Origin of the sequence: Microcystis sp. M53602_WE12, assembly GCF_030065455.1 — a bacterium.
Classification (GTDB): domain Bacteria; phylum Cyanobacteriota; class Cyanobacteriia; order Cyanobacteriales; family Microcystaceae; genus Microcystis; species Microcystis aeruginosa.
Genome location: NZ_JASJFB010000273.1, coordinates 1 through 8,914, shown reverse-complemented (window position 1 = coordinate 8,914; position 8,914 = coordinate 1). Strand labels below are relative to the sequence as shown.

The 8,914-nt window shown below is 41.4% G+C and carries 9 protein-coding genes; 1 reads left to right on the top strand and 8 read right to left on the bottom strand.

Features of this window, described 5'->3' with window-relative positions:
* Nucleotides 1-194: 194 nt before the first annotated feature.
* From PX482_RS09915 to PX482_RS09880, 8 genes are all read right to left on the bottom strand, one after another.
* Entirely contained in the window at nucleotides 195-638 is a 444-nt protein-coding gene (locus PX482_RS09915) for a DUF3531 family protein (RefSeq protein ID WP_002733109.1), read from the bottom strand.
* Between the two features lie 508 nt (nucleotides 639-1,146).
* The gene (gene trxA, locus PX482_RS09910; protein ID WP_502846639.1) at nucleotides 1,147-1,461 is read right to left on the bottom strand and encodes a thioredoxin; all 315 of its coding nucleotides are present in this window, start codon (nucleotides 1,459-1,461) and stop codon (nucleotides 1,147-1,149) included.
* 126 nt (nucleotides 1,462-1,587) lie between these two features.
* Entirely contained in the window at nucleotides 1,588-2,343 is a 756-nt protein-coding gene (locus tag PX482_RS09905) for a hypothetical protein (protein WP_002762811.1), read from the bottom strand.
* Nucleotides 2,344-2,382: 39 nt separating this feature from the next.
* Nucleotides 2,383-4,995: an nSTAND1 domain-containing NTPase gene (locus PX482_RS09900; protein ID WP_288096437.1), complete on the bottom strand. Its 2,613-nt coding sequence runs from the start codon at nucleotides 4,993-4,995 to the stop codon at nucleotides 2,383-2,385.
* 54 nt (nucleotides 4,996-5,049) lie between these two features.
* Nucleotides 5,050-5,466 carry a hypothetical protein gene (locus PX482_RS09895; protein WP_002762813.1) on the bottom strand — a complete coding sequence of 139 codons (417 nt, stop codon included), beginning with the start codon at nucleotides 5,464-5,466 and terminating at the stop codon, nucleotides 5,050-5,052.
* Between the two features lie 479 nt (nucleotides 5,467-5,945).
* Complete coding sequence (locus PX482_RS09890) at nucleotides 5,946-6,524, bottom strand: CPBP family intramembrane glutamic endopeptidase (protein ID WP_002762814.1); 579 nt, start codon at nucleotides 6,522-6,524, stop codon at nucleotides 5,946-5,948.
* Nucleotides 6,521-7,579, bottom strand: coding sequence for a DUF3326 domain-containing protein (locus PX482_RS09885; RefSeq protein ID WP_002762816.1), 1,059 nt, complete (start codon nucleotides 7,577-7,579; stop codon nucleotides 6,521-6,523). Before PX482_RS09885 ends, PX482_RS09890 begins: the two co-directional genes overlap by 4 nt.
* A complete protein-coding gene (locus PX482_RS09880) occupies nucleotides 7,576-7,752 on the bottom strand; it encodes a DUF8621 family protein (protein WP_002762817.1) in 177 nt (58 codons plus the stop codon). The genes PX482_RS09885 and PX482_RS09880 overlap by 4 nt, the downstream gene beginning before the upstream one ends.
* Before the next feature lie 662 nt (nucleotides 7,753-8,414).
* Between PX482_RS09880 and PX482_RS09875 the strand changes: the two genes are divergently transcribed.
* Nucleotides 8,415-8,914 (top strand): hypothetical protein (locus PX482_RS09875; RefSeq protein ID WP_288122376.1); only part of this gene is annotated, 500 nt, incomplete at its 3' end.

The window sequence follows — 8,914 nt, the reverse complement described above, 5'->3', positions numbered from 1 at the left end:
CTTGGTATGATTCGATCAGGGGGCATAAATCGACTAAATCCTTATCCGGCAAGAGACTTAATTGATTAGCTCGTTCTAGATCGAAAACAATTGACAAAAATCGCCAAATGTCTTTCTATATAAGGGTTTCATCCCTTATAAACCCCCTCCATTGCATAACACAAACCGAAGAACCCTTTTTCACTAAACCCTAATTATTCGCTAAAGAGATAATTGCTGCGATCGCCAACTGGCCAATCTTGATTTTCTCCCCCGATAATTAAACGTTTAATATCGACAAAATCCTTACTTAATTGGGTCAAGGCATTGATTAAAATATCCAAAGCAATAAGATCGCTAGTACCGAGATCAAACCAGCAACGTCCCCAAGTACCTAAGTATTCAAAATCGGTCATATTGTGCATCGGTGACATAAAGGCATTTTCGGCTATATCTGGATCGTATTCCATATAACTAATATCGACTCCCACCTCCTGTACCTGTAGGTTTTCGGCATTGAAAGCTCCTAATTTACCCAAATAAAACCAAGAAGCAAAAACTTCTTCTACATACTGCTGTTCCATATTCGAGGGAACTGTCGAAAATTCCAGCCAAAACCAGACATCAAAAGGATTAAATTCGCGAAATTGCACTTCCATGTTTTTAAAGGTAAAAAGTAAAAAAGAGGTTGGGTGTTAGGGTGTTGGGGGTTCGCAGTTCGGAGTCAAGAGTCAGGAACTCACCGTTCGCTTATTTTAAACTTAGGGAGCTTCGATAAATGAGGCTAACTGTTTTCTGTACAAGGCTTTTAGCCGACTAAGTGGGGAGCGAGGGACTATTTTGGGCAGTCATCTTCGCTGTGCCTGGGCATCGCTACAAAAACGAAGCAATTGTGATTTTAAGTAGGTTAGTTGGCACACTGCGAAGCGGCTCCCTTCGAGATCGCCTTGGATTAATTTTCTCCAAGTTAACCACCGCTAGGTCTTCTGAAAACTTTATGCTGTAAGCTTTTTTCGCCATGATAATAAGGTCGAGTTCAAAAATTTGAGCGAACGGTGAGAGGAGCAATATGCTGTAGGAACGGTTAAGTCTAAGATTTTTCAACCTAGACCAAGTTTCAATGCTTTTTAAAACTATGACAAAAAATCCAGAAGATAAGCAATCTATTCATTTAGATCCTAAATGTTTCTCTATGAAATCGACTAGGGTTGCTTTCGGAACAGCACCTATTATCTGATCGACCTTTTGACCCTTTTTGAAGAGTATCAGAGTGGGAACGCTGCGAATGTTATACTGACTAACAGTTCGCGGATTTTCATCTGCGTTCACTTTGACAACCTTTACGCGACCTGCATATTGTTCAGCAATCTCATCCACGACTGGTGCAACCATACGACAGGGACCACACCAGGGCGCATAAAACTCAACTAGAACAAAAGTATTGCTTTCTAGAACTTCTTCGTCAAAGATTTTGTCAGTAATTGGTGTAACTTGAGCGGATACTTGAATCTGCCATACATTTAAGCCAAGAATTAGCGTAATTGTGACTAAAAAATGGGCTAAAATTTTGGTTATTTGCTCGTTATTAATCATCGTTTTTTATCATTCTTAGCGGGAGATAGTAACCAAATAATCTACTTTTCGAGGCGGTGCTTGCTGAATCATTGTATTTCTTATTAAAATATCTACTTTGCCTTTGTATTCTTGAAAATTAGCATACTCCCTTCGATAGCGTAATCGATAATCTTTGGCTTCAACAGCTTTACCAATCTGCTCAGACTTTAACCCAGAATTGCCTGTATCTACGATAAAATCAACAGATATACTATCTTTTAGGGCAACATCGGGACTAGCAAAACTAATTATAGGAACATTATTGTTAATACCGATAACTCTAAAAGTTAAGTGGTTAGTTTTTCCGTAGTTAGGCTTACTCAGAACGACAGCATAAGCCGGGTCAGTAGAACGAAGTGAGTTTACATTAACTGACTCCCACACCCCCTCTTTTCCCATGTCATGGGTTTCACCGACACTTTGATAATAGTTAGCAGATACCTTTTTAGAAGCCAGGATATTTTGGAATTTATTCAAGTCAGTAGTTCCTAAAGGGATGATAATCTTCGGTAACGGATTGCCCGGAGGTTTTATCTTTGTGTAAATATTCTGAGTTAACTGATTGACGTTATTTGTTGGGTTAAGCTGGGAAGCTTGACTTAATTGAACTCCAGTTCTCGTTTCTACGATCCGACTAACTGTTGCCTTGTAAGATACTTGAGATAAAACAGGAACCACGCACAAAAGAGTGATTGTTAAGGCAAGTAAAACCACCTTGTGAATTCTAAGAAGTCTCAATTTAAGTTTCATGACTGATTTTTCCTCGATATTTTAAATTTCTGCTTTTCGTCAAATATCGGCTTTAGAAACAGCACATCTAAAACCATATTGCAGGTTTTTTTGGCTAATATCTATTAGGGACGGTTTTTGATGGATCGGATATAAAGCTATGTCTTGTCCATAAGAGCCTCCCTTAAGAGGTTGTTTGTTATGATCGGATTTCAAAGAAGCAGATATGTCATTATCGACTAACGAGCCAACATACCAAATATCTGTCCATTCAAAAGCATTACCGATCAGATCAAAGACACCGTATATACTCTGTCCATCGGGATAACTTTTAACTTTCTCCGCATGGCGATCATCCCAATTATCCTTATCTCGCCATTTATCGCCAGTATTTGCTTTAACTTTAGTGGGGTCAAGATTATTCCCCCAAGGATAATTATATTTTTGGGGTTTGTCAGATGATTTATATATGCCATAAGCAGATTTCTCCCATTCAAAAACAGTTGGTAATCGTTTTCCTTGCCAAGCGCAGTAAGCGAAAGCGTCTTTCCAATCGACATTGACAACTGGTGCATCTGGTTCTTTACTCCATTTATTATAAAAAGGCGGATTCCACCTGTCAGGTTTATGGTTTTGGGGATTCTCTTTATAGAAAAGTTGATCTCCAGATAATTTCTGATATTTTGCTGGATTCTCCTCAATCTCTTGCAAAAACTGTCTATATTCAGCATTAGTTACCTCATGTTTGTCAATATAAAAACTGTCTAACTCAATTTCCTTTTCCTTTTCCTTTTTGCTTTCAAGGGGATTGCCAATTAAAAACTGGCCCTTGGGGATAAGTGCCATATCTTGAGTTAAATTTCCTGATAACTTATCAGTTGGTATTTGGATAGTGATAGGATTTAAATAACGCCTGTATCCTTCTATTTTTACTGGATACCTAACAAGATAGCCATTGTTTTTTACTTCAACATAGTAAAATCCTTTTGGCAAACCCCCCAAATCTGGAAGTCCCCAACTCACTTTTACTTCTTTTACATTACCGTCCTTTTCCACAGATAATACTCTTGTGGCATGATTCAAATTTTCTCCCTGTATTGATTCTACCTTTAAACGACCAATATCATTCGGAATGACCCGTATTAAATAAACAGAAATCACGGAGAAGAGCAAAACAATTAATCCTTTCAAGCCACGGTCGCTATAATATCGCCATAAGCTATGTTGAAGTAATTTTTCTTTTTCAGAATCTAAATCAAGATTGGCTTTAAAGGGTTCAATCTCCTTAAATTGATTGACAGGAATAAGATGTCGATAAACTTTCCAATTTGCGAAACATCTCTCAAAAAGTTCTTGTGCTTTCTTAATTTCTAATTCTTTAATATCATACCACTTATTTACTTTCTGCACTAAATATTCATGGGTTAAAGAATATTTTTTTTCCCCAGGGATTGTTTCTATAAGACGGCTTCTGTCTAGCCTTTCAAGGACTGCTTCTATTTCCGTTTGAGCAATACCAATTTGTTGAGAAATTTCCGTGAGAGACTTAAAAGCACGAGTTCCTTGACTCGTAACCATTTGCTTGAGAATTAACTTCGCTTCTTCCCGTTCTTGAGGCAGAAATTGGTCAAGAATTACATCCACATATCCCTGCAAAATCCCCTTAACACCACCCAGTTCTTGATAGAGATTTTCCTTGATAATAACTGTTTCTCCTGCTTGTAGTTGCTCCTGATATCTTGTTCTCGCTTCATCAAACAGTCGGTTACAAACAATCTGAAGGTGAACGGGTTCGACTTGCTCACGCGATTCTTCATTAATTCCCTTGAGAAGTTGAGGTAGAAGTTGATTCTCTAATAAATCAGGATCGTAGATAATATTAGGATAGAGGCGTTGCAACGGTTTTTTAATCGCACTGAGAGCTTCACTTTTGTTTAAAGGTTTTAAATAATAGAAGTAACTCTCAGTATTAAATTCCGGTGATGTTTCCCAAAATTCTCCTAAATTTCCATAAAAATCCTGGCGGATAGAAATAATAAAGGTAATTGATGAAGCTTGAATCTGATTTAAGCATTCACCAAATTCTTGAGTGAACTTGGTCTGCTGCTGTTCTGGTAAATTTAAAAAGAATCTTTCAAATTGATCCAAGAAAATCGCTAAGGGACGTTTCGACTCATGGCGTACCTGATTTAAAACTTCAGCCATTGTCTGACAATGACTCAGATCGATATTGACATTTTCAAGATTGTTAATTCCCTCTTTAATTAGGTCGGTGGGATAGCCATAATCTCTAAAAACGATGGTAAAGTAACCTCTTTCTACCAGTCTAGGAATGATACCAGCATTAATTAAGGATGTTTTGCCACTCGCCGATTTTCCATTAATTAGCACTAATTTATGACTAGAGATTTTGGCAACCAGTAAATCCGAGACAACTTCCCGACCATAGAATATATCAGCATCCGTCGTGTCATAGTAACTTAGAAACTTATAGGGATCTTCTTGGCTAGGTCGATCCTCTTGACGGTATTGACTCCAACTTACAGAAGTTGATGACAAGGCATAAAATTTAATTTCATATTTGTTACCACCAACAACATCACCTCGAACGATTGCTTGATCGCCAAAGGAGATACTTGTACTCTGGTTATTTATACTGTCTTCCATAGCCATTACCTCATCACTCAAAAGTAGTTAACCGTATGTAGAAAACAATGAGGCTAGAAATTAGACAATAAGTGAAAGTCCGATCATTTTAGCGACTTTTACGAGAATTGGCCAAGCTTTAGTTCCAATTTCCCCAACATCTTTCACCTTGTCAAGGATATCTTTAGTGTTTGAGAGATATTGCCCAAATTTTTCTTGGGATTCCTGAGAATTGCTAATACCTCCTTTTTTAGCTTCATTAATCGCAGCAGCGACTTGACCGACGGCTAAATCTTTGTCATCTCCATCGATGGAAGACTCTTTGATTGATGCTTTTAATTGTTTAAGAAGCTCTAAGAGTTCTTCTTGAGAAAATGACGACTCAGCAGTCGCAGTTGTAGTGACTATCTTATCTCTACCAACTACATCGCCTCCAATAGTGGCATTGTTACCAATAGAAATATTAGCTCCCTGATTGTCTTTAGTCGAACCACTCATTTTCCTGTTCTCCTCTTCAGCACTAATGTAACCAAATATGTATCTGAATCTGCCCTCACTAGGACATGGAATAATAAGATATTACACCTAATCCTATCTCACCGTTCGCTTATTTTAAACTTAGGGAGCTTCAATAAATGAGGCTAACTGCTTTCTGTGCAAGGCTTTTAACCGATTAAGCGGGGAGCGAGGAACTATTTTGGGCGGTCAGCTTCGCTGTGCCCGCGGCATCGCTACGAAAATGAAGCAGTTATGATTTTAAGTAGGTTAGTTGGCACATTGCGAAGCAGATCCCTTCGAGATCACCTTGTATTAATTTTCTCGAAGTTAACCACCGCTAGGTCTTCTGAAAACTTTATGCTGTAAGCTTTTTTGCCATGATAATAAGGTGGAGTTCAAAAATTTGAGCGAACGGTGAGTCAGGAGATTGCGTTTTATTTGTTCTCCCCATTCCCCCATCTCCCCACTTCCCCTATCCCCTAACTCCTATGCTGTAATTTCCAGAGAAAACTAGCGAGGAGATTGGTGATAATATGAGCGAGAATTGGGATTAATAAATTACCGGTGATGATGACGGTATAACCGAGGGCAAAACCGACAACAGTTGCCCAGATAACATAGGGCCATTGTTGGGGACCGCTAAAATGGAGGATACCAAAAATTAGACTAGAAACGGTTAAACCAAAGATATTTAAGCCCAAAGCTGGCAAAATCACCCCGCGAAATAATAATTCTTCACTTAACCCCGGCAGTAATCCAATCCAAATTAAATCGGGCCATGCTAAAGGTTTAATGACTAATTCTAAGTAAGCATTAGCACTATGGCGATAACTAGACCAAAAACGATAGAGAAGCCCACTAATTCCACTAATTGCCCCCGCTAAGGCTAATCCGAACAGGAAATCCGGGAGAGTCCAGCGAATGGCGGGAATAGCGATCGCACCGAAATATTGCCAAACTTTGGCGACTACCAGCAAGATAATCGCCGTTACCGCCATAATGGTGAGGACTTGTGTGCGTGTCAGGGGATCAAATTCGGAATTAGGGGAATTAGTCACGGATTCTCGGATAAACAGCGTAAAGAGTTTAAATTAGGGCGAAGAGATGCTAGGTTAACCCCTGCCCGTTGACAAACGATCGCACCGATCGCCTCCATATACGAGTGTACCCTAATTGCTTTCACCCCTAGGGGTTCCGGGGCCACCTTCATTCTTGTACTATTTTCCTGCACGGAAATCAGTACAGTTTTTTCTTGACAAAAACTCAAAACTGTGCTAGAACCGCACGCACTGGCGGGAACGATCAGCGCGTCCACCTCCCGGCTCCAAATAGCATCGGGACCGGGCCGCTTGACCAATTGGGGGGCGCGACTCAAACCCACCAAAACGCAGGGTAAAAAAGTATAACCGATTTCTTCGGCCGCGGCCTTGGGGGAAAGTTGCGGATCGAGGGGCAGCGGACTTAAAGCGGGAGCGTGGGCTGCCGGTATTTGGAATTGTCGCACCACCAGATGGGAAATTACCGCTTCGGCCCCGGCAAGGGGATCCACCCCCTGACCATGGCGATAATTAGCCAGGGCAATGCTATCGGGATCGTCGGGAAAACGGGCAACAATGGCGATCGCTTCTGCCCGGCCTTGGTTAATCAGTTTTTCTGCTCCCCGCAGCAAGCTGTCGGGATTGCCAATTGTTCCCCAACTGGCCCCGGAGGCTGCCTCTCGCAACTGCACATTTAGGGGGGCATCGGTGATCAGGTAATCGGTGAGATCTAAGCCTAGGGTGGCCCGGACAGCATCGGCAGCCTGAAGGTGTCTTTGCAAGAGGTCAAATTCAATGGCGCGATCGAATAGTAACCCGATGCGATTTTGATGGACGGGACTTAATCCCCAATCCCCCCGGGCAAAACGATCTAAAGCGTAACCCTCCACATAATAGGTGTTGTCCAGAGGCCAGTACAGTTGTGCGCCGTTGAGGACATTGGGATGGGTAATTAGGCGATCGCAAACTTGGGCGATCGCTCTGGCCACGGGAATGCCATCCCCAGCATAACCGCCAATCGCTGCCCCGATGCCGGTGGGAATAATTAGTACGGCGGTATAGGGACGGGAATTCACGAGGCAGTGGTGACAATCGCTTCGACTTTGACTTGATTATTCTCGCTATCCACTTCTGTGATTGCCCAACGCAAGGGTTCACCCCGTTTGGCTAATTCTTTTTCGATTTCTTGCTGCAGTTGTTGCGGGGTTTCCTGTAGGTCGATTTCGGCACTAATAAAGTGAGTGGTCATAGTCATAACTCCCGTGGATCATCTCATTTAGTTTACCGCAGTGGGGAGACCACTTCGTGAGCGTTGCGGGGGGGAGTGGGGAGAAGACCGATAGCCGTAGTGTGACACCCTTAGGAATAGACCTCTTGTAAAAATCAAAAATTATCTTGGTTGGTTAGGAGTCAGCAGCCAGTAGCCAGGAGAATTAAGAAGGAACAGTAATCAATTAAACAGTCTATTTGGATATTTTATGCCACTTAATCCTTATTTTTAGCGTTTTTAAACCATCAAAAATCAATTGTGCCAGAGATTTAAGCATTAGCTTCAAAATAGTTAAGAATTATTCTCAACTATTAAAAAATATTGTTGATACTAGACTTGGCTAAAAAAAAGCCCTAGACTGAATGGTTGACAAGAAAATTAGTCTAGAGCCTGATTAAACCAAAGAAGCGATGCCAGTCGCTCCTTTAGCAGTGCATAGTTGAGGCTAAGTGATTACTAGAATCATTTAGCGCCAGCTTTGTCTATGTCTAAATTCTAGTCTTGACGTTATTGAGCGTCAACTTGAGTCTAAAAATCCTTTGATGGTTGGACACAGGTATTCTCTGGACTTTTTTGATCAAAGTTCGACTTAATTGAGATAATTTCTCATTTACTCTTTCCAAATCGTCAAGGAGAAGCAGATGTTATCTGATCCCACAGAATCCGAAAAAATAGATTTCCCCAAAACCCTAGATATCGCCACCGTTTGCGTTTATGGGCTAGGAATCCTCTCGGCGGGCTTATTTTTATTCCTGCCCTTCGTCAATCTCCTGCATCCGAGTCCGTGGCAGCGATGGTTAGGCACAATTCACGGTTTTGGCTCTTTATTAGCCCTAGTCGTCATTGTTTACGCAGGCCACCTCGCTTTTCCCCTGTTAAGAGGTTCTAGCAAACTCTTGCGGCAAATGCGAACCCTCACCTTCTGGGCTACCGTCCTCGCTTTTTTAGCGATCGCCACTGGTAATTTAGCCTATATGCGCTATCGGGCCGATTTAGAGTTTGGCGGTGCGCGGGCATGGCTAAAGGAAAATTCGCCCCTCGGTCAATACGTCCTCATGGAATACCACGAATTCAGCGTCCTTTTTACCCTACCCCTAGGCGTGGCCTGCACTTGGATTCTCTGGAAATACGGCGACTCAAT